The sequence below is a fragment of the Streptomyces sp. NPDC017520 genome, from assembly GCF_044329855.1.
Taxonomy (GTDB): Bacteria; Actinomycetota; Actinomycetes; order Streptomycetales; family Streptomycetaceae; genus Streptomyces.
In genome coordinates, this window is sequence record NZ_JBIRKB010000002.1 from 118,586 (window position 1) to 137,378 (window position 18,793).

At 71.2% G+C, this 18,793-nt stretch carries 17 protein-coding genes; 4 read left to right on the forward strand and 13 right to left on the reverse strand.

All coding sequences use genetic code 11. The features are described 5' to 3' along the window. Nucleotides 1–29: 29 nt before the first annotated feature. Genes tal through pgl form a run of 4 tightly spaced genes read left to right on the forward strand, consistent with a single transcriptional unit; the run spans nt 30 to nt 4,502 of the window. Nucleotides 30–1,148, forward strand: a complete 1,119-nt coding sequence (tal, locus tag ACH4KB_RS04640) for a transaldolase (RefSeq protein ID WP_397762744.1) — start codon at nt 30–32, stop codon at nt 1,146–1,148. 5 nt (nt 1,149–1,153) lie between these two features. Then, nucleotides 1,154–2,686 carry a glucose-6-phosphate dehydrogenase gene (zwf, locus tag ACH4KB_RS04645; protein ID WP_398063552.1) on the forward strand — a complete coding sequence of 511 codons (1,533 nt, stop codon included), beginning with the start codon at nt 1,154–1,156 and terminating at the stop codon, nt 2,684–2,686. Then, entirely contained in the window at nt 2,683–3,723 is a 1,041-nt protein-coding gene (gene opcA / locus ACH4KB_RS04650) for a glucose-6-phosphate dehydrogenase assembly protein OpcA (protein WP_398063554.1), read from the forward strand. The genes zwf and opcA overlap by 4 nt, the downstream gene beginning before the upstream one ends. Beyond that, on the forward strand, nt 3,720–4,502 hold the full coding sequence (gene pgl, locus ACH4KB_RS04655; RefSeq protein ID WP_398063556.1) for a 6-phosphogluconolactonase: 783 nt from the start codon (nt 3,720–3,722) through the stop codon (nt 4,500–4,502). The genes opcA and pgl overlap by 4 nt, the downstream gene beginning before the upstream one ends. Nucleotides 4,503–4,596: 94 nt before the next feature. Here the strand turns inward: pgl and ACH4KB_RS04660 are convergent, their stop codons facing one another. The 13 genes from ACH4KB_RS04660 to ACH4KB_RS04720 all read right to left on the reverse strand — a co-directional run bounded on the left by ACH4KB_RS04660 (nt 4,597) and on the right by ACH4KB_RS04720 (nt 18,789). After that, on the reverse strand, nt 4,597–6,141 hold the full coding sequence (locus ACH4KB_RS04660; RefSeq protein ID WP_398063558.1) for a PH domain-containing protein: 1,545 nt from the start codon (nt 6,139–6,141) through the stop codon (nt 4,597–4,599). After that, nucleotides 6,138–6,644, reverse strand: a complete 507-nt coding sequence (locus ACH4KB_RS04665; RefSeq protein WP_398063560.1) for a PH domain-containing protein — start codon at nt 6,642–6,644, stop codon at nt 6,138–6,140. The genes ACH4KB_RS04660 and ACH4KB_RS04665 overlap by 4 nt, the downstream gene beginning before the upstream one ends. 4 nt (nt 6,645–6,648) lie before the next feature. Then, nucleotides 6,649–8,316 carry a glucose-6-phosphate isomerase gene (pgi, locus tag ACH4KB_RS04670; protein ID WP_398063562.1) on the reverse strand — a complete coding sequence of 556 codons (1,668 nt, stop codon included), beginning with the start codon at nt 8,314–8,316 and terminating at the stop codon, nt 6,649–6,651. Nucleotides 8,317–8,498: 182 nt separating this feature from the next. Further along, complete coding sequence (locus ACH4KB_RS04675) at nt 8,499–8,834, reverse strand: RNA polymerase-binding protein RbpA (protein ID WP_006123681.1); 336 nt, start codon at nt 8,832–8,834, stop codon at nt 8,499–8,501. Nucleotides 8,835–8,944: 110 nt separating this feature from the next. Next, entirely contained in the window at nt 8,945–9,181 is a 237-nt protein-coding gene (secG, locus tag ACH4KB_RS04680) for a preprotein translocase subunit SecG (RefSeq protein WP_097868880.1), read from the reverse strand. A 116-nt stretch (nt 9,182–9,297) separates the two neighbouring features. Continuing rightward, nucleotides 9,298–10,074, reverse strand: coding sequence for a triose-phosphate isomerase (gene tpiA / locus ACH4KB_RS04685; RefSeq protein ID WP_398063564.1), 777 nt, complete (start codon nt 10,072–10,074; stop codon nt 9,298–9,300). A gap of 6 nt (nt 10,075–10,080) precedes the next feature. Next, nucleotides 10,081–11,292 carry a phosphoglycerate kinase gene (locus tag ACH4KB_RS04690; protein WP_398063566.1) on the reverse strand — a complete coding sequence of 404 codons (1,212 nt, stop codon included), beginning with the start codon at nt 11,290–11,292 and terminating at the stop codon, nt 10,081–10,083. A 112-nt stretch (nt 11,293–11,404) separates the two neighbouring features. Then, nucleotides 11,405–12,415 (reverse strand): type I glyceraldehyde-3-phosphate dehydrogenase, encoded by a 1,011-nt coding sequence (gap, locus tag ACH4KB_RS04695; protein ID WP_398063568.1) that lies wholly within the window; start codon nt 12,413–12,415, stop codon nt 11,405–11,407. A gap of 216 nt (nt 12,416–12,631) precedes the next feature. Continuing rightward, nucleotides 12,632–13,621 carry a DNA-binding protein WhiA gene (gene whiA, locus ACH4KB_RS04700; RefSeq protein WP_003969868.1) on the reverse strand — a complete coding sequence of 330 codons (990 nt, stop codon included), beginning with the start codon at nt 13,619–13,621 and terminating at the stop codon, nt 12,632–12,634. Next, nucleotides 13,612–14,646, reverse strand: a complete 1,035-nt coding sequence (gene yvcK / locus ACH4KB_RS04705; RefSeq protein ID WP_007448516.1) for a uridine diphosphate-N-acetylglucosamine-binding protein YvcK — start codon at nt 14,644–14,646, stop codon at nt 13,612–13,614. Before yvcK ends, whiA begins: the two co-directional genes overlap by 10 nt. Beyond that, on the reverse strand, nt 14,643–15,644 hold the full coding sequence (gene rapZ / locus ACH4KB_RS04710; protein ID WP_398063571.1) for an RNase adapter RapZ: 1,002 nt from the start codon (nt 15,642–15,644) through the stop codon (nt 14,643–14,645). The genes yvcK and rapZ overlap by 4 nt, the downstream gene beginning before the upstream one ends. Further along, on the reverse strand, nt 15,641–17,719 hold the full coding sequence (uvrC, locus tag ACH4KB_RS04715; protein ID WP_398063573.1) for an excinuclease ABC subunit UvrC: 2,079 nt from the start codon (nt 17,717–17,719) through the stop codon (nt 15,641–15,643). The genes rapZ and uvrC overlap by 4 nt, the downstream gene beginning before the upstream one ends. A gap of 134 nt (nt 17,720–17,853) precedes the next feature. Then, nucleotides 17,854–18,789 carry a hypothetical protein gene (locus ACH4KB_RS04720; protein WP_398063575.1) on the reverse strand — a complete coding sequence of 312 codons (936 nt, stop codon included), beginning with the start codon at nt 18,787–18,789 and terminating at the stop codon, nt 17,854–17,856. Nucleotides 18,790–18,793: the final 4 nt, after the last annotated feature.

Consider the following 18,793-nt stretch of genomic DNA (forward strand, 5'->3'; position numbering starts at 1 on the left):
GTAGATACGACTAGTAGGAGATGCAACTCATGACAGACGCACTCAAGCGCCTCTCCGACGAGGGCGTGGCGATCTGGCTCGACGACCTGTCGCGCAAGCGGATCACGTCCGGCAACCTGGCCGAGCTGATCGACCAGAGCCATGTCGTCGGCGTCACCACCAACCCGTCGATCTTCCAGAAGGCGATCTCCTCGGGCGACGGTTACGAGCAGCAGCTCACCGACCTCGCCGCCCGCAAGGTCACCGTCGAGGAAGCCCTCCGCATGATCACGACGGCGGACGTCCGCGACGCCGCCGACATCCTGCGCCCGGTCTTCGACGCCACGGACGGCCAGGACGGCCGGGTCTCCATCGAGGTCGACCCGCGCCTGGCGCACAACACCACGGCCACCGTCGCCGAGGCCAAGCAGCTGGCGTGGCTGGTCGACCGGCCGAACACGCTCATCAAGATCCCGGCGACCAAGGCGGGCCTGCCGGCGATCACCGAGACGATCGGCCGGGGCATCAGCGTCAACGTGACGCTGATCTTCTCGCTGGAGCGCTACCGCGCGGTCATGGACGCCTACCTGGCGGGTCTGGAGAAGGCGAAGGCCGCGGGCCTGGACCTCTCCAAGATCCACTCGGTGGCCTCGTTCTTCGTGTCCCGGGTGGACACCGAGATCGACAAGCGGCTGGACGCCATCGGATCGGACGAGGCGAAGGCGGCCAAGGGCAAGTCCGCGCTGGCCAACGCCCGGCTGGCCTACGAGGCGTACGAGGAGGTCTTCTCCTCCGACCGCTGGGCCCCCCTGGACAAGGCGCAGGCCAACAAGCAGCGCCCGCTGTGGGCCTCGACCGGCGTCAAGGACCCGTCGCTCAAGGACACGCTGTACGTCGACGACCTGGTGGCGCCGAACACGGTGAACACCATGCCGGAGGCGACGCTGGAGGCCGTGGCCGACCACGGCGAGATCACCGGCAACACCGTCGCCGGCGGCTACGACCGGGCGCGCGCCGACCTCGACGCGATCAAGAAGCTCGGCGTCTCGTACGACGAGGTCGTACAGGTGCTGGAGGACGAGGGCGTCGAGAAGTTCGAGGCGTCCTGGAACGACCTGCTCAAGTCGACCGAGGCGGAGCTGTCGCGCCTCGCCCCCTCGGAGGGCTGACCACTTTGTCTGCTGTTCCCGGAGCCAACCCGCTCCGTGACGCACAGGACCGACGGCTCCCGCGTATCGCGGGGCCGTCGGGCCTGGTCATCTTTGGCGTCACGGGCGATTTGTCCCGTAAAAAGCTGATGCCCGCCGTCTACGACCTGGCCAATCGCGGCCTGCTGCCACCGGGCTTCTCGCTCATCGGCTTCGCGCGCCGCGACTGGGAGGACGAGGACTTCGCCCAAGTCGTCCACGACGCCGTCAAGGAGCACGCCCGTACGCCGTTCCGCGAGGAGGTCTGGCAGCAGCTCATCCAGGGGATGCGCTTCGTCCAGGGCAACTTCGACGACGACGAGGCGTTCGAGACGCTGAAGTCGACCATCCAGGAGCTCGACAAGGCGCAGGGGACGGGCGGCAACTTCGCCTTCTACCTCTCCGTGCCGCCGAAGTTCTTCCCCAAGGTCGTCCAGCAGCTGAAGAAGCACGGCCTGGCCGACCAGAAGGAAGGCTCCTGGCGGCGCGCCGTCATCGAGAAGCCGTTCGGCCACGACCTGGCCAGCGCGCAGGAGCTCAACCAGCTCGTGCACGACGTCTTCCCGCCCAACGAGGTCTTCCGGATCGACCACTACCTGGGGAAGGAGACGGTCCAGAACATCCTGGCGCTGCGGTTCGCCAACACGATGTGGGAGCCGATCTGGAACCGGTCCTACGTCGACCACGTACAGATCACGATGGCCGAGGACATCGGCATCGGCGGCCGGGCCGGCTACTACGACGGCATCGGCGCCGCCCGTGACGTCATCCAGAACCACCTGCTCCAGCTGCTGGCGCTGACCGCGATGGAGGAGCCCGGCTCCTTCCACCCGAAGGCCCTGGTCGCCGAGAAGCTCAAGGTCCTCACCGCCGTCGAGCTGCCCGATGACCTCGGCAAGCACACCGTGCGCGCCCAGTACGAGCACGCGTGGCAGGGCGGCCAGGAGGTCCTCGGCTACTGCGAGGAGGAGGGCATCGACCCCAGGTCGACGACCGACACCTACGCGGCGATCAAGCTGACGATCAACAACCGCCGCTGGGCGGGCGTGCCGTTCTACCTCCGTACCGGAAAGCGGCTCGGCCGCCGGGTCACGGAGATCGCGGTCGTCTTCAAGCGCGCGCCCTACCTGCCCTTCGAGTCCGGCGCCACGGAGGAGCTGGGCGGCAACGCCCTGGTCATCCGGGTCCAGCCGGACGAGGGCGTCACCGTGCGCTTCGGCTCCAAGGTGCCCGGCACCTCGATGGAGGTCCGGGACGTCACGATGGACTTCGCGTACGGCGAGTCGTTCACGGAGTCCAGCCCGGAGGCGTACGAGCGGCTCCTCCTGGACGTCCTGCTCGGCGACGCCAACCTCTTCCCGCGCCACCAGGAGGTCGAGCTGTCCTGGAACATCCTCGACCCGATCGAGGAGTACTGGGACAAGCACGGCAAGCCCGCGAAGTACGCGGCCGGCACCTGGGGCCCGACCGAGGCCGACGAGATGCTCGCACGCGACGGACGGAGCTGGAGGCGGCCATGAAGATCGATCTCACGGAAACCACGTCCAGCAAGATCAACCAGGCGCTGGTGTCGGCCCGCCGGGCCATCGGCACCCCCGCCATCGGCATGGTCCTCACGCTGGTCATCGTCACCGACGAGGAGAACGCGTACGACGCGCTCAAGTCGGCCGGCGACGCCTCCCGCGAGCACCCCTCGCGGATCATCGCGGTGATCAAGCGGGTCAGCCGCTCACCGCGGGCCCGCCGGGACGCCCGGCTCGACGCCGAGGTCCGGGTCGGTTCCGACGCGGGCACCGGCGAGACCGTCGTCCTGCGCCTGCACGGCGAACTGGCCAACCACGCCCAGTCGGTGGTCCTTCCGCTGCTGCTGCCGGACGCCCCGGTCGTGGTGTGGTGGCCCGAGGGCGCCCCCTCCGACCCGGCGAAGGACCCGCTCGGGGCTCTCGCGCAGCGCCGGATCACCGATACCTACTCGGCCGAGCGTCCCATCGAGGCGCTGGCGGTGCGGGCGGCGACGTACAGCCCGGGCGACACCGACCTGGCGTGGACGCGGATCACTCCGTGGCGCTCCATGCTGGCCGCGTCGCTGGACCAGCAGCCCGCCGAGGTGATCGGCGCGACCGTCGAGGGCGAGAGCGACAACCCGAGCTGCGAGCTGCTGGCCATGTGGCTCGCGGACCGGCTCGGCGTCCCGGTGGAGCGCATGGTCTCCGAGGGCCCCGGCCTCACGGCGGTCCGGATGGAGACGAAAACCGGCGTCATCGTCCTCGACCGCGCCGACGGCACGCTGGCCACGCTCTCCATGCACAACCAGCCGGACCGCGGTGTGGCGCTCAAGCGGCGCGACACCGCCGAGCTGCTGGCCGAGGAGCTGCGGCGGCTCGACCCGGACAACACCTACGCTTCCGCGGTGAAGTTCGGCGTCGAACGGCTGCACGCGGGCGGCGAGGTCAAGGCCGCGCCGGTCGAGAGCGCCGAGGAGAAGGCGGACAAGGCCACCGAGGCCAAGGCTCCCGCCGCGAAGAAGGCCCCGGCCAAGAAGGCGGCGTCGAAGTGACGCCTCCCCAACTGGTCGTCCACCGCGACAAGGAGCTGATGGCTCAGGCCGCGGCGGCCCGGCTGATCACGAGGATCGTGGACGCCCAGGCCTCCCGGGGCCATGCCTCGGTGGTGCTGACCGGCGGCCGCAACGGCAACGGCCTGCTGGCCGCGCTCGCCGCCGCTCCCGCCCGGGACGCGATCGACTGGACCCGCCTGGACCTGTGGTGGGGCGACGAGCGGTTCCTGCCCGAGGGCGACCCGGAGCGCAATGTCACCCAGGCCCGCGAGGCGCTGCTCGACGCGGTGCCGCTGGACCCGGCCCGGGTGCACGCGATGCCCGCGTCCGACGGCCCGTACGGCGACGACGCGGACGCGGCGGCAGCCGGTTACGCCGCCGAGCTGGCCGCCGCGGCGGGTCCCGAGGACCATGGCGCGGTGCCCGCGTTCGACGTGCTGATGCTGGGCGTCGGCCCGGACACCCATGTGGCCTCGCTCTTCCCGGAGCTGCCCGCGGTACGGGAGACCGCGCGCACCGTCGTCGGTGTGCGCGGGGCTCCCAAGCCGCCTCCGGTCCGCGTCTCGCTCACGCTGCCGGCGATCCGCGCGGCGCGCGAGGTGTGGCTGCTGGCGGCGGGCGAGGACAAGGCCAAGGCGGCGGCCATCGCGCTGTCCGGGGCCGGGGAGATCCAGGCCCCGGCGGCGGGCGCGTACGGGCGCGTACGGACGCTGTGGCTGCTTGACTCCGCGGCGGCCTCGCAGCTGCCGCGCGCGCTGTATCCGCAGGCGTCCGCCTGACCCTCGGAAGTCCTCGCGGGCCCGGGCCGTTCCTACCGAGCGGTCCGGGCCCGCGGCGTGGTGGAGCGGCTGACCGGCCTCGGCGCGGAACGGGTCATGTCAGGGTGTTCTGCGGGCCGGGGTGCCCGGTGTTCCCGGCGCGCTCCAGGAAGGGTGCCAGCAGCCCCGGTACCGCCTCGGCGGCGAAGGCGATGCCCTCGGCCGCGTCGGCGTCGTACACCGTGTAGGCGCCCCCGCCGGCGGCGGTGGTGGCCGTGATGCTCACCAGACCGGCCCGCCGCTGGAAGACCGACTGCCTGACCGTCCAGCCGATCACCCCGGCTCGCTCCAGGGCTGCGGTGGAGCGGCGGACCGTGCCGGAGCGGGTGACCAGGTAGCGCCCGGAGAGCCCGTGCCCGAGCCCCCGGTAGGCGTCCAGGGCGAGCGCCACCGCCACGGGTGCGAGAACCACCGTGCAGCCGAGCGCGATCCACAGCAGCACGGGCGTGAGCAGCGCCCCGAGGACGGTCAGGACCAGGACCGGGCCGAGGACCGCGGCGAGCGACCAGCGCAGTCGGCGGCCCCGGGCTTCGGGCGGGTGCGGGGTGAGCGCCGCGCCGGTCGGGGTGACCGCCTCGCGCAGCACGTCGGCGGCGACGGTGTCGGCCCGGGTCCGGGGCACGGCCGGGAGCAGGGTGTTGTGGTCGGCGTTCCTGGCCTCCTTGTCCTTGGCCAGGCCGGTGGTGATGGCGTCCAGCCGGGCCGCGCCGAGCAGCCGTACGCCCAGCGGCTCGACCAGGTCGACGCCGCGCAGCCGGGCCTCCTCGACGGAGATGGACCGGGAGGTGAACAGCCCGCGCCTCACCCGCAACGTACCGCCCGGCTCGCGCTCCAGGCGGTAGTTCCACCACATCTCGATCCAGAGGCCGAGCGCCCCGACGACGCCGGCGACCAGGGCGGCGAGGGCCAGGATGACGATCGTCCAGAGCAGCGGGGTGTTCCGGAGGCGGTCGCCGACCCAGTCGATGACCTCGCCCTGGGCCCCGACCCAGTCGCTGACCTGCATGACGGCCCCGGCGGCCGCCCCGCCGAGCATGGGGGCGACGAAGGAGACCGGTGCGTAGCGGATCCAGCGGGGGTCCAGGACGGCCAGTTCCCCTTCGCGGTGGACGCCGCCGGACGGTGCTGTGGCGGCGCGCTCCAGCAGGAGGCGGCGCAGCCGTTCTCCCTCGGCGCGCGTGACCGGGTCCAGTTCGAGGGTGGATTCGGAGCCCTGTTCGCCGGTGCCGATCCTGACGGTGACCAGGCCGAGGAGGCGGAGCATCAGGTTGGCGGTGAGGTCCACCGTGCGGATGCGGCCGCGGGCCAGGGAGCGGCGCTTGACGATCAGGAGGCCGGTGTGGAGGTCGACGCGCTCCGCACCGATGCGGTAGCGCGTGCGGTGCCAGCGGACCCGGTCGGCGCCCGCCGCGGCCCCGATGACCAGGACCGCGCCGACGAGCACCTGGAGCACGGCGGCCGGGAGGCTGAACCACCGGGTGAGCCCGAGCGTGACGGGGATGGCGACGCCCGCGACGACTCCCGCCACGACGAGGGCGGTGACCAGGACCGTACGGGGGTCGAGGCGGCGCCAGTCGGCCGGCGGGGCGGCGGTGCTCATGTGGCGTCGCCGGGGGTGTCGCGGGTGATGCGGGTGAGCTGACGGGCGAGGTCGGCGGCGACCTCGTGGTCCAGGCCCGCGATCCGTACCGCGCCCTTGGCGGAGGCGGTGGTGACCGTGACGGTGGCGAGCCGGAAAAGCTGCTCCAGTGGGCCCCGTACGGTGTCGACGGTCTGGATGCGGGACATCGGGGCGATCCGCCACTCCTGCCAGAAGAACCCGGTGCGGACGTACACCGCGTCCTCGGTGATCTCCCAGCGGTGCGTACGGAACCACCACAGGGGGAAGAGGACGGCGGCCGCCGTGCCCGCCGCGGCCAGGACCGCGGCGGGCAGCAGCAGCCAGAGGCGGGCCGGCTCGATCAGCGCGCCCAGGACCGCGAGCGGCACGACGGGCACGGCCGTCAGCAGCAGCCACTGGGCCCGCCACCAGCCGACGGCGCGCTCGTCCAGCGTGTTGCGCGGCGGCCGCAGCGCTACCGCCGTCCCCTCCCCCGGTGGCATCGGCTCAGCGCCCGCGCAGTGTGCGGTAGGCGTCGACGAGGGCGGCGGTGGAGCTGTCCAGCTCCCCGGCGTCCGCTCCCCCGTCACCGGTCAGCAGCGGTTCGATCTTCTTGGCGAGGACCTTGCCGAGCTCCACGCCCCACTGGTCGAAGGAGTCGATGTTCCAGATGGCGCCCTGGACGAAGACCTTGTGCTCGTACAGCGCGATGAGCTGGCCGAGGACCGAGGGGGTCAGCTTGTCGGCGAGGATCGTCGTCGTGGGGTGGTTGCCCCGGAACGTCTTGTGCGGGACCAGCTCCTCGGGCACCCCTTCCGCCCGGACCTCTTCGGGTGTCTTGCCGAAGGCGAGGGCCTGGGTCTGGGCGAAGAAGTTGGCCATCAGCAGATCGTGCTGGGCGAACAGACCGGGCAGCAGGTCGTGGACCGGGGCGGCGAAGCCGATGAAGTCCGCCGGGATCAGCTTGGTGCCCTGGTGGATCAACTGGTAGTACGCGTGCTGCCCGTTGGTGCCGGGCGTGCCCCAGACGACCGGTCCGGTCTGCCAGTCCACGGGGTTGCCGTCGCGATCGACGGACTTGCCGTTGGACTCCATGTCGAGCTGCTGGAGGTACGCGGTGAACTTGGACAGGTAGTGGCTGTACGGCAGCACCGCGTGCGACTGGGCGTCGAAGAAGTTGCCGTACCAGACGCCGAGGAGGCCGAGGAGGAGCGGGGCGTTCTCCTCCGCGGGGGCGGTGCGGAAGTGCTCGTCGACGAGGTGGAAGCCGTCGAGCATCTCGCGGAAGCGGTCCGGTCCGATGGCGACCATCAGCGAGAGGCCGATCGCCGAGTCGTAGCTGTAGCGGCCGCCGACCCAGTCCCAGAACTCGAACATGTTGGCCGTGTCGATGCCGAACTCCTCGACCTTGTCGGCATTGGTCGACAGGGCCACGAAGTGTTTGGCGACGGCGTCCTGACCGGCCCTCAGCTCGGTCAGCAGCCAGTCCCGGGCGGAGGTGGCGTTGGTGATGGTCTCGATCGTCGTGAACGTCTTCGAGGCGATGACGAACAGCGTCTCGGCCGGGTCGAGGTCGCGGACGGCCTCGTGGAGGTCGGCGCCGTCGACGTTGGAGACGAAGCGGAGGGTGAGCGCGCGGTCCGTGAAGGAGCGCAGCACCTCGTACGCCATGGCGGGGCCGAGGTCGGAGCCGCCGATCCCGATGTTGACGATGTTCTTGACGGGCTTGCCGGTGTGACCGGTCCACTGCCCGGACCGGACCTTGTCGGCGAAGCCGGCCATCTTGTCCAGGACGGCGTGCACGCCCGGTACCACATTCTCACCGTGCCCGCCGTCGACCTCGATGACCGCGTCGCGCGGGGCGCGGAGCGCGGTGTGCAGGACCGCCCGGTCCTCGGTGGTGTTGATCCTCTCGCCGCGGAACATCGCGTCCCGCAGCTCCGCGACCCCGGTGGCGGCGGCGAGTTCGCGCAGCAGGCGCAGCGTCTCGTCGGTGACCAGGTGCTTGGAGTAGTCGAGGTGGAGGTCGCCGACCCGGAGGGTGTAGGCGGTGCCCCTGTCCGGCTGCCGCGCGAACAGCTCGCGCAGCTGGGGTGCGCCGAGCTCCTCACGGTGCTCGGCGAGAGCCGTCCACTCGGGCGTCTGGTTGAGCTTGGTTCGGCTTGCTGCGTTCATCCGGGATATCAGCCCACTTCTCACTCGTCATCAGCATCCCCGCTGCCCCTCCAACCTAATTGATCGAGGAGCGCTGCGGCGTGGAGGAGGGCGGTGGCGCGGGAACGCACTACGGCCGGACACCCGTGGGGTGTCCGGCCGGTGAACGACTGGGGTTGCGTGGAGCCGCGTCGGAGGGAGCCTCAGATCTCGCCGCGGAGCTTGGCCAGCGCCTCGGCGAGGATCGCCTCGCCGTCCTCGTCGCTCCGCCGCTCGCGGACGTACGCCAGGTGCGTCTTGTACGGCTCGGTGCGGGGCGGGTCGGGCGGACTGTCCTTGTCCTGGCCGGCCGGGAAGCCGCAGCGCGGGCAGTCCCAGGTGTCCGGCACCTGCGCGTCATGGGCGAAGCTCGGCTGCGTCTCGTGCCCGTTCGAGCACCAGAAGGAGATGCGGGCGCGCGGCGCGGACTCGCCTCGCTCCGCCTCCCCCATCGGCCCCGCTCCGACCCGGCTTCCCCGGATCGCGTTGCCACTTGCCACGGTCGTAACTCCCTGCGTGATGGTGCTCGAGCGATGCCCCAGTCTACGTAAGGCCCGACGCGCGTCCAGTGGAAGGAGTCACACCGTCACCGGTATGCGCGGACGACGGGTCAGTTGTCCAGCTTGACGAGCAGACCGAGTACGACGACGCACGCGAACCAGGCCAGACCGACGACGACGGTGATCCGGTCGAGGTTGCGCTCGGCCACCGAGGAGCCACCGACGGAGGACTGCATTCCGCCACCGAACATGTCGGAGAGGCCGCCGCCCTTGCCCTTGTGCATGAGCACCAGCAGCATCAGCAGCAGGCTGAAGACGATCAGAGCGATCTGGAACGCCAAAACCACGGCTGGTCCCTACTTTCCGGAATTCTTGACTACTGCGTGTACGTGCACCGGGGGCCGAAGGGCGACTAGCCCCTCCGGCCCCCGCAAGGGTACGACGGATCCGCGCTACCGCATACTCACTGGTCGCGGAAGCGGACGATCTTGACGAACTCGTCGGCGTCCAGTGCGGCGCCGCCGATGAGGGCGCCGTCCACGTCGGGCTGCGCCATGATGGCCGCGACGTTGCCGGACTTCACCGAGCCGCCGTACTGGATGCGGACGGCGTCGGCCAGCTCCTGGGAGTACAGCTCGGCCAGCCGGCCACGGATCGCGCCGCAGACCTCCTGGGCGTCCTCGGGGGTGGCGACCTCGCCGGTGCCGATGGCCCATACCGGCTCGTAGGCGATGACGATCGTCTCGGCCTGCTCGGCCGGGATGTCCTTCAGGGCGCCGTCGAGCTGCGCGAGCGTGTAGGAGACCTGGTCACCGGCCTTGCGGATGTCCAGGCCCTCGCCGACGCAGAGGATCGGGGTCAGACCGTGCTTGTAGGCGGCCTTCACCTTGGCGTTGCAGATCTCGTCGCTCTCGCCGTGGTACTGGCGGCGCTCGCTGTGGCCGACGGCCACGTACGTGCAGCGCAGCTTGGCGAGCATGGGGCCCGAGATCTCACCGGTGTACGCGCCGGAGTCGTGCGCCGAGATGTCCTGGGCGCCGTACTTGATCTTCAGCTTGTCGCCGTCCACCAGGGTCTGGACGGAGCGCAGGTCGGTGAAGGGCGCCAGGACGGCGACCTCGACGGCCTCGTAGTCCTTGTCGGCCAGGGCGAAGGAGAGCTTCTGGACGTGGGCGATGGCCTCAAGGTGGTTGAGGTTCATCTTCCAGTTGCCCGCCATCAGCGGGGTACGGGTGGTCATGAAAGGTCAGTCCTCCAGTGCGGCGAGGCCGGGAAGCGTCTTGCCCTCGAGGTATTCGAGACTCGCGCCGCCACCGGTCGAAATATGTCCGAAAGCATTCTCGTCGAAGCCCAGGATGCGAACGGCCGCGGCGGAGTCGCCACCGCCGACGACGCTGAAGGCCGACGAGTCGACGAGCGCCTGGGCGACCGCGCGGGTGCCGTCGGCGAAGTCGGGGTGTTCGAAGACGCCCATCGGGCCGTTCCAGAAGACGGTGGCCGCGTCGGCGAGCTTCGATGCGTAGAGCTTGTTGGTCTCCGGCCCGTTGTCCAGCCCCATCTGGCCGGCCGGCATGGCGTCGGCGGCGACGGTGGTGGGGTGGGCCGGGGCCTTGGTCTTCAGGTCCGGGAAGGACGGGGCGACCACGACGTCGACGGGGAGGACGAACTCCACACCCTTCTCCTCGGCACGTCGCAGGTACTCCTGGACGGCCGGGATCTGGTCCTCCTGGAGCAGCGAGCTGCCGACCTCGTGGCCCTGGGCCTTGAGGAAGGTGTACGCCATGCCGCCGCCGATGAGGATGCGGTCGGCCCGCTCCAGCAGGTGGTCGATCACGCCGAGCTTGTCGGAGACCTTGGCGCCGCCGAGGACGACCGCGTACGGCCGCTTGACGTCGGTGGTGAGCTTCTTCAGGACGCCGACCTCGGTGGCGATGAGGTAGCCCGCGTAGTGCGGGAGCCGGGCCGGGAGGTCGAAGACCGAGGCGTGCTTGCGGTGCACGGCGCCGAAGCCGTCGCCCACGTAGGAGTCCGCGAGCTCGGCCAGCTGGTCGGCGAAGGCGCCGCGCTCGGCGTCGTCCTTGGACGTCTCGCCGGCGTTGAAGCGGAGGTTCTCGATGACCGCGACCTGGCCGTCGGCGAGGCCGGCGACCGCGGCGCGGGCGGACTCGCCGACCGTGTCGGTGGCGAAGGCGACCTCGGCTCCGAGGAGTTCGCCCAGGCGTGCGGCGGCGGGCGCCAGCGAGAAGGCGGGGTCCGGGGCGCCCTTGGGGCGGCCGAGGTGCGAGGCGACGACGACGCGCGCGCCGGCCTCGGCGAGCTTGGCGATCGTCGGGACGACGGCGCGGATACGGCCGTCGTCGGTGATCGTGGTGCCGTCCAGCGGCACGTTGAGGTCGGCACGGACGAATACCCGCTTGCCCGCGACCCCTTCGGCGAGAAGTTCGTCGATCGTCTTCATCTGTTCCGTTTACTCCTTGGAAGGACCGATGAGCATGCTAAGGGGCTCGACCTGCGCTTCTTTGCGCCGGTCGAGCCCCTTGCTCACATCGTGGTGCCGCCGACCTCGAGGATCAGAGCTGCTCGCCGACGAAGACCGTGAGGTCGACGAGGCGGTTGGAGTAGCCCCACTCGTTGTCGTACCAGCCGAGGATCTTCACCGTGCTGCCTTCCTGGACCATGGTCAGGGAGGAGTCGAAGGTGCAGGACGACGGGTCGCCGACGATGTCCGACGAGACGATCGGGTCCTCGGTGTACGTCAGGAAGCCCTTGAGGGCGCCGTCGTCGGAGGCCTTCTTGAACGCGGCGTTGACCTCGTCCTTGGTGACCTCGCGCTGGAGGGTGACGACGAGGTCGGTGGCGGAGCCGGTCGGGACCGGGACGCGCATCGCGATGCCGTCGAGCTTGCCCTTGAGCTGCGGGAGGACCAGGGCGGTGGCCTTGGCGGCGCCGGTGGTGGTGGGGATGATGTTCTCGGCGGCGGCGCGGGCGCGACGCAGGTCCGAGTGCGGGAAGTCCAGGATCCGCTGGTCGTTGGTGTACGCGTGGACCGTCGTCATCAGGCCCTTGACGATGCCGAAGTTCTCGTCGAGGACCTTGGCCATCGGCGCCACACAGTTGGTGGTGCAGGAGGCGTTCGAGATGACGTGGTGGTTGGCCGCGTCGTACTGGTCCTGGTTGACGCCCATCACGATGGTGATGTCCTCGTCCTTGGCCGGAGCCGAGATGAGGACCTTCTTGGCGCCGCCCGCGATGTGCTTCTCGGCGTCGGCCTTCTTGGTGAAGATGCCGGTCGACTCGATGACGACGTCGACGCCCAGCTCACCCCAGGGGATGTCGGCCGGGTTGCGCTCGGAGAGCACCTTGATGGTGTGACCATCGACGGTGATGGTGTCGGCGGTGTGGCTGACCTCTGCCTTGAGACGACCCAGAATGGTGTCGTACTTCAGCAGGTGGGCCGTGGTCGCAGTGTCACCCAGGTCGTTGACAGCCACGATCTCGATGTCCGCACCCTGCTCCAGCAGAGCGCGGAAGTAGTTGCGGCCGATGCGGCCGAAGCCGTTGATGCCTACGCGGATCGTCACGAACCGATCTCCTCGTTAGGTACGCCGGTTTTCGACGCCGGCGAGTTGTATAGGGATGTCCCCGACCGCTTCCGACCCTACCTCTCCGAGGGCCCGGGGGTGACATCGAGAGGGCCTCCGCACGCCACCGGATACGACCGGAGATCCGTACTCACCAGTAGGAGTACGGACCTCCGTTTCGCCCGCCGGGGCCAACGTCCCCTGCCCGTCGCCGAGTCAGCCGACCAGGCCGTCGGCGAGCTCCTCGCTGAGGGTCGACTCGGTCCCCGGGATGCCCAGATCCTGGGCCCGCTTGTCGGCCATCGCCAGCAGGCGGCGGATCCGGCCGGCCACCGCGTCCTTGGTCAGCGGCGGGTCGGCGAGCGCGCCCAGCTCCTCCAGGGAGGCCTGCTTGTGCTCCATGCGGAGCCGTCCCGCGGCGGCCAGGTGCTCGGGGACCTCCTCGCCGAGGATCTCCAGCGCGCGCCCCACCCGGGCCCCGGCGGCGACCGCCGCGCGGGCCGAGCGGCGCAGGTTCGCGTCGTCGAAGTTGGCGAGCCGGTTGGCCGTGGCGCGGACCTCGCGCCGCATCCGGCGCTCCTCCCAGGCGAGCACCGCGTCGTGCGCGCCGAGCCGGGTCAGCAGGGCGCCGATCGCGTCGCCGTCGCGGACGACCACGCGGTCCACGCCGCGCACCTCGCGGGCCTTGGCCGCGATGGAGAGCCGCCGCGCCGCGCCGACCAGGGCGAGCGCCGCCTCCGGTCCCGGGCAGGTGACCTCCAGCGAGGAGGAACGGCCGGGCTCGGTGAGCGAGCCGTGGGCGAGGAACGCTCCGCGCCAGGCCGCCTCGGCGTCGCAGGTGGCCCCCGAGACCACCTGCGGGGGCAGCCCGCGGATCGGACGGCCGCGGCCGTCCACCAGCCCGGTCTGGCGGGCCAGCTGGTCGCCGCCCGCCACCACCCGTACGACGAAGCGCGAGCCGCGGCGCAGTCCGCCGGGGGCCATCACGATCAGCTCCGAGCTGTGCCCGAAGATCTCCAGGATGTCGCGCTTGAGGCGGCGGGCGGCGTTGCCGGTGTCCAGCTCCGCCTCGATCACAATCCGCCCGCTCACCAGGTGCAGGCCGCCCGCGAACCGAAGAATCGCCGAGACCTCTGCTTTCCTGCAGCAGGTCCGGGTGACGGGAAGATGAGAGATTTCGTTCTTCACCGCTGGCGTCATCGCCATGGGCCGATCCTTCCATGCATCCGAAAAATACGGTCGTACGCGGCGGCCAACAGCTCCTGATCATGGACCGGAACGCCGTCGGGCGATGCCACCGGCGCCAGCTCGACCGCGGCTCCGAGCCGTAGCGCGGCATCGGCGAGTGACTCACGATCGGGCACGGCGGCCTCATCGGCCAGCACCACGTCCAAGGCGAGTTTAGGGGCGTGTCGCCCCAAAACCTCCAAATGACGCTGCGGTGAGAAGCCTTCTGTTTCACCGGGCTGGGGTGCGAGGTTCAGCGAGAGGACCTTGCGGGCCTTCGTGGTGACCAGCGCGTCGAGCAGTTCCGGCACGAGCAGGTGCGGGATCACCGAGGAGAACCAGGAGCCGGGGCCGAGCACCACCCAGTCGGCGTCCAGGACCGCCTCCACGGCTTCCGGAACGGCCGGCGGGTCGGGCGGGACCACGTGCACGGACTGCACCTCGCCGGGGGTGAGCGCCACCGTGGCCTGGCCGCGCACGGTGACGATCGCGTCGGGCAGGTCGGGGTCGTGGCCCTTGACCAGCGCCTGGAGCTCCAGCGGGACGGCCGACATCGGCAGCACCCGCCCGTGCGCCCCGAGCAGCTTGCCGACCAGGTCGAGCGCCTGCACGTGGTCGCCCAGCTGCTCCCAGAGGGCCACGATCAGCAGATTGCCGACCGCGTGCTCGTGGAGGTCGCCCTTGGACTCGAAGCGGTGCTGGATGACCCGGGACCAGGTGCGGCCCCAGTCGTCGTCGCCGCACAGCGCGGCGAGCGCCTTGCGGAGGTCGCCGGGGGGCAGCACGCCCAGCTCCTCGCGCAGCCGGCCGCTGGAGCCGCCGTCGTCGGCGACGGTGACCACGGCCGTGAGATCGCCGGTGATCCGGCGCAGCGCCGCCAGGGACGCCGAGAGACCCATGCCGCCGCCGAGCGCGACGACCTTGGGCTGAGCACCGCGTTTGCGGCCGGAGAGCGCCGACGTGGCGCGGCTCAGGCGTCGCATCCGCAGATTGCGTCCGGTCACTCTCGCCCCATGTCGCGGTGGACGAGGACGGTCTCGACGCCTTCGGCGGCGAGGCGGGCCGAGAGCTTCTCCGACATGGCGACGGAGCGGTGCTTGCCGCCGGTGCAGCCGACGGCGATGGTCACGTACCGCTTGCCCTCGCGGCGGTAGCCGGCGGCGATCAGCTGGAGCAGCTCGGTGTACTGGTTGAGGAACTCCTTGGCGCCCGGCTGGTCGAAGACGTAGTCGGACACCTCCTCGTTGACGCCGGTGAAGGGGCGCAGCTCGGGTACCCAGTGCGGGTTGGGCAGGAAGCGGCAGTCGACGACCAGGTCGGCGTCGACGGGCAGGCCGTACTTGTAGCCGAAGGACATCACCGTGGCGCGGAGCTCCGGCTCCGACTCGCCCGCGAACTGGGCGTCCATCTTGGCCCGGAGCTCGTGCACGTTGAGGCTGGAGGTGTCGATGACCAGGTCGGCGTCGCCGCGCAGCTCGCGCAGCAGGTCACGCTCGGCCGCGATGCCGTCGACGATACGGCCGTCGCCCTGGAGGGGGTGCGGGCGGCGGACGGACTCGAAGCGGCGCACGAGGGCGTCGTCGGAGGACTCCAGGAAGACGATCCGCCGGGTGACGTGCTTGGACTCCAGGTCCGCGAGCGATTCGCGGAGGTTGTCGAAGAAGCGCCGGCCGCGTACGTCGACGACGACGGCGATCCGGGCCACGTTGCCCTGCGAGCGGGCGCCGAGCTCCACCATGGTGGGGATCAGCGCGGGCGGCAGGTTGTCGACGACGAACCAGCCGAGGTCCTCCAGACACTTGGCGGCGGTGCTGCGGCCGGCGCCCGACATCCCGGAGATGATCACCAGCTCGGGAATGGCCGCCTCACCCGTCTCGTTCGGGGTGTTCGTACTCACGTCTGCTGCTCCGTCTGCTCGGTCGGTGTCGATGCCGGTGTCCGCGGTGTTGTCGATGCCGGTGTCCGCGGTGTTCTGTGCGGTCTCGTGGCTGTTGTCGGTCATGAGCTGCCCCCGTCGTCCTCTTCAATGATCTCTCCTGTGGCCGTGTTCACGGCAGGTGCCGCGGGAGTGGTCGAGGCGAGGGCGGCGGCCACCGATTCCGCCGTCCTACGCCCTATCCCGGGGACCTCGCAGATCTCGTCGATTGTCGCTTGCCTGAGCTTCTTCACCGAGCCGAAATGCTTGATGAGGGCCTGCTTGCGGGTCTCGCCGAGGCCGGTCACGTCGTCGAGGGGGCTGGAGCGGATGCGCTTGGCGCGTTTGGCGCGCTGGTAGGTGATGGCGAAGCGGTGCGCCTCGTCGCGGATGCGCTGGAGGAGGTAGAGGCCTTCGCTGGAGCGGGGCAGGACGACGGGGTCGTCGTCATCGGGGAGCCATACCTCTTCCAGGCGCTTGGCCAGGCCGCAGACCGCGATGTCGTCGATGCCCAGCTCGTCCAGGGCGCGCTTGGCTGCGGCCACCTGGGGCTGCCCGCCGTCGACGACGACGAGCTGCGGCGGGTAGGCGAACCGCTTGGGGCGGCCGTCGTCCTCGCGGGGCTCGGGCACGTCCTCCGGGGAGGCGGCGGTGAGGTCCGGGGCGGGGACGGGGCCCGTGGCGGCGGGGACGGGGGCGCCGGGAATGGGGCCGGTGGCGCCGGGGGCGGCCTGCGGCGTCTCCTCCCACTCCCCCGTGCGTTCCTTGTCCTGGAGGTAGCGCTTGAAGCGTCGGCCGATCACCTCGTGCATCGAGCGGACGTCGTCCTGGCCCTCGAAGCCCTTGATCTGGAAGCGGCGGTACTCGCTCTTGCGGGCGAGGCCGTCCTCGAAGACGACCATGGAGGCCACCACGTCGTCGCCCTGGAGGTGGGAGATGTCGTAGCACTCGATGCGCAGCGGCGCGGTGTCCAGGCCCAGCGCCTCGGCGATCTCCTCCAGGGCGCGGGAGCGGGTGGTCAGGTCGGAGGCGCGCTTGGTCTTGTGCAGCCCGAGCGCCTGCTGGGCGTTGCGCTGGACGGTGACCATGAGGTCCTTCTTGTCGCCGCGCTGCGGGATGCGCAGACTGACCTGGGAGCCCCGGCGCTCGGCGAGCCACTGGGAGACCGCTTCGGCGTCCTCGGGCAGGGCGGGGACCAGGACCTCCTTGGGGACGGCGTCGCCGCGCTCCTCCCCGTACAGCTGCTGGAGGGCGTGCTCGACGAGGCCGGAGGTGTCGACCGCCTCGACCTTGTCGGTGACCCAGCCGCGCTGGCCGCGCACCCGGCCGCCGCGCACGTGGAAGATCTGGAGGGCGGCCTCCAGCTCGTCCTCGGCGACGGCGATCAGGTCGGCGTCGGTGGCGTCGGCGAGGACGACGGCGCTCTTCTCCATGGCCCGCTTGAGGGCCTCGGCGTCGTCGCGGAGGCGGGCCGCCCGCTCGTACTCCATCTCCTCGGCCGCCTGCATCATGTCCTTCTCCAGGCGGCGGATGTACGTGCCCGTGCGGCCGGCCATGAAGTCGCAGAAGTCCTCGGCCAGCTCGCGGTGTTCCTCGGGGGTGACCCGGCCGACGCAGGGGGCCGAGCACTTGCCGATGTACCCCAGCAGGCAGGGGCGGCCGGTGCGCGCGGCGTTCTTGAAGACCCCGGCGGAGCAGGTGCGGACGGGGAAGACGCGCAGCATCAGGTCGACCGTCTCGCGGATCGCCCAGGCGTGGCCGTACGGACCGAAGTAGCGCACGCCCTTCTTCTTGGCGCCGCGCATGACCTGGACGCGGGGGAACTCCTCGTTGAGCGTCACCGCGAGGTAGGGATAGCTCTTGTCGTCCCGGTACTTGACGTTGAACCGGGGGTCGAACTCCTTGATCCAGGAATACTCCAGCTGGAGCGCCTCGACCTCGGTGGAGACGACCGTCCACTCGACGGAGGCGGCGGTGGTGACCATCGTGCGCGTACGCGGATGGAGGCCCGCCAGGTCCTGGAAGTAGTTGGCCACGCGTTGGCGCAGGTTCTTGGCCTTCCCGACGTAGATCACCCGGCGGTGCTCGTCGCGGAACTTGTAGACCCCCGGGGAGTCGGGGATCTGTCCCGGCCTGGGGCGGTAGCTGGAGGGGTCTGCCATGTCTCACACCCTACTTGCGGGCAGTGACAGCGCGTCGTCCTCAGGTGGTGCCGGGGGCGGTACCGCGCTCCGGGGTGCCGTGGGGTGTTCGCACCCCGGAGCGCGGGCCCGGCGGGCCGGTGGAGAGCCGCCGGTCAGGCGTCCGTGGCCGGGGATCGCCCGGCACGGTTCCGGCGGCGCAGCGCGGCGGCCCCGCAGAGGACCAGGGCGAGCAGCGCCCCGGCCCCGGCGGTCGTGGACACGGCGGTCAGGGCCGTGTCCGGGGACCCCGGCGCCGTGCCGGCGAGCGCGGGGCTCCCGGCGGTGTCCGGCGCCCGGTCCCCGGCCGGGCCCTGGGCCGGGCCGGGGGCGGGTGCGGCCGCCGGGGCTCCCCCGGTGCCGGTGACCGCGTCGGGGCCGTAGCCGCCCGCCTTGCCGGAGCGGGCGTATCCGGAGCCGGGCAGCTTGTCGCCGTACGCCTCCTGGACGCGGGCCCGGTAGGCGCTGAGCGCGGTGCCGCGGGCGCCCACGGCGGCCTTCGCGTCCTCGTCCAGCGGGAGGACCCGGGAGCCGTCATGGACGTACCAGGCGTCGATCTGCGGTTCGCGGAACACGGTGCCGCCGGGGAGCGCGCGGGCCCCCTGTGCGGTGTAGCGGGCCTCGTCGTCGCCGGTGGCGATGTTCACCACCTGCCACGGGTCGTCCCCGTCCGTCCCGGGGACGGTCCACAGGGAGGCCTTCTGGCCGTCGGAGGAGACGGCGGTGCTGGCCAGGTAGTCCACGGTGCTCGGGGCGGCCCCGGGCTTTCCGGCGACGAAGGCGGCGGAGAGCGTGCGGACGGGGACGGTCCTCCCCTCGATCCTGGGTGCGCTCGCCGCCCTGCTCACCGCGCCCTCCCGGGCGAAGAACCGGGACAGGGTGTCCAGGGTCGCGGGCTCGGTGGCGGCCTCGTGGGCCGCTTCGAGGGTGGCGGCGGTCAGTTTCGGCGGGCCCGCCCTGCCGTCGTCGGCGAGGGCGGGCGCGGCGGCGGTGAACAGGGCGGCGCCGGTGAGGGCGGTGGCGACGGCGATGCGCCGGGTGGTGGAGTTCATGACC

Coding starts and splice junctions, on each gene's coding strand:
- tal (WP_397762744.1), top strand. CDS start 30: ATGACAGACGCACTCAAGCGCCTCTCCGACGAGGGCGTGGCGATCTGG.
- opcA (WP_398063554.1), top strand. CDS start 2,683: ATGAAGATCGATCTCACGGAAACCACGTCCAGCAAGATCAACCAGGCG.
- ACH4KB_RS04660 (WP_398063558.1), bottom strand. CDS start 6,141: ATGAGCACCGCCGCCCCGCCGGCCGACTGGCGCCGCCTCGACCCCCGT.
- ACH4KB_RS04665 (WP_398063560.1), bottom strand. CDS start 6,644: ATGCCACCGGGGGAGGGGACGGCGGTAGCGCTGCGGCCGCCGCGCAAC.
- pgi (WP_398063562.1), bottom strand. CDS start 8,316: ATGAACGCAGCAAGCCGAACCAAGCTCAACCAGACGCCCGAGTGGACG.
- tpiA (WP_398063564.1), bottom strand. CDS start 10,074: ATGACCACCCGTACCCCGCTGATGGCGGGCAACTGGAAGATGAACCTC.
- ACH4KB_RS04690 (WP_398063566.1), bottom strand. CDS start 11,292: ATGAAGACGATCGACGAACTTCTCGCCGAAGGGGTCGCGGGCAAGCGG.
- whiA (WP_003969868.1), bottom strand. CDS start 13,621: ATGGCGATGACGCCAGCGGTGAAGAACGAAATCTCTCATCTTCCCGTC.
- rapZ (WP_398063571.1), bottom strand. CDS start 15,644: ATGACCGACAACAGCCACGAGACCGCACAGAACACCGCGGACACCGGC.
- uvrC (WP_398063573.1), bottom strand. CDS start 17,719: ATGGCAGACCCCTCCAGCTACCGCCCCAGGCCGGGACAGATCCCCGAC.
- ACH4KB_RS04720 (WP_398063575.1), bottom strand. CDS start 18,789: ATGAACTCCACCACCCGGCGCATCGCCGTCGCCACCGCCCTCACCGGC.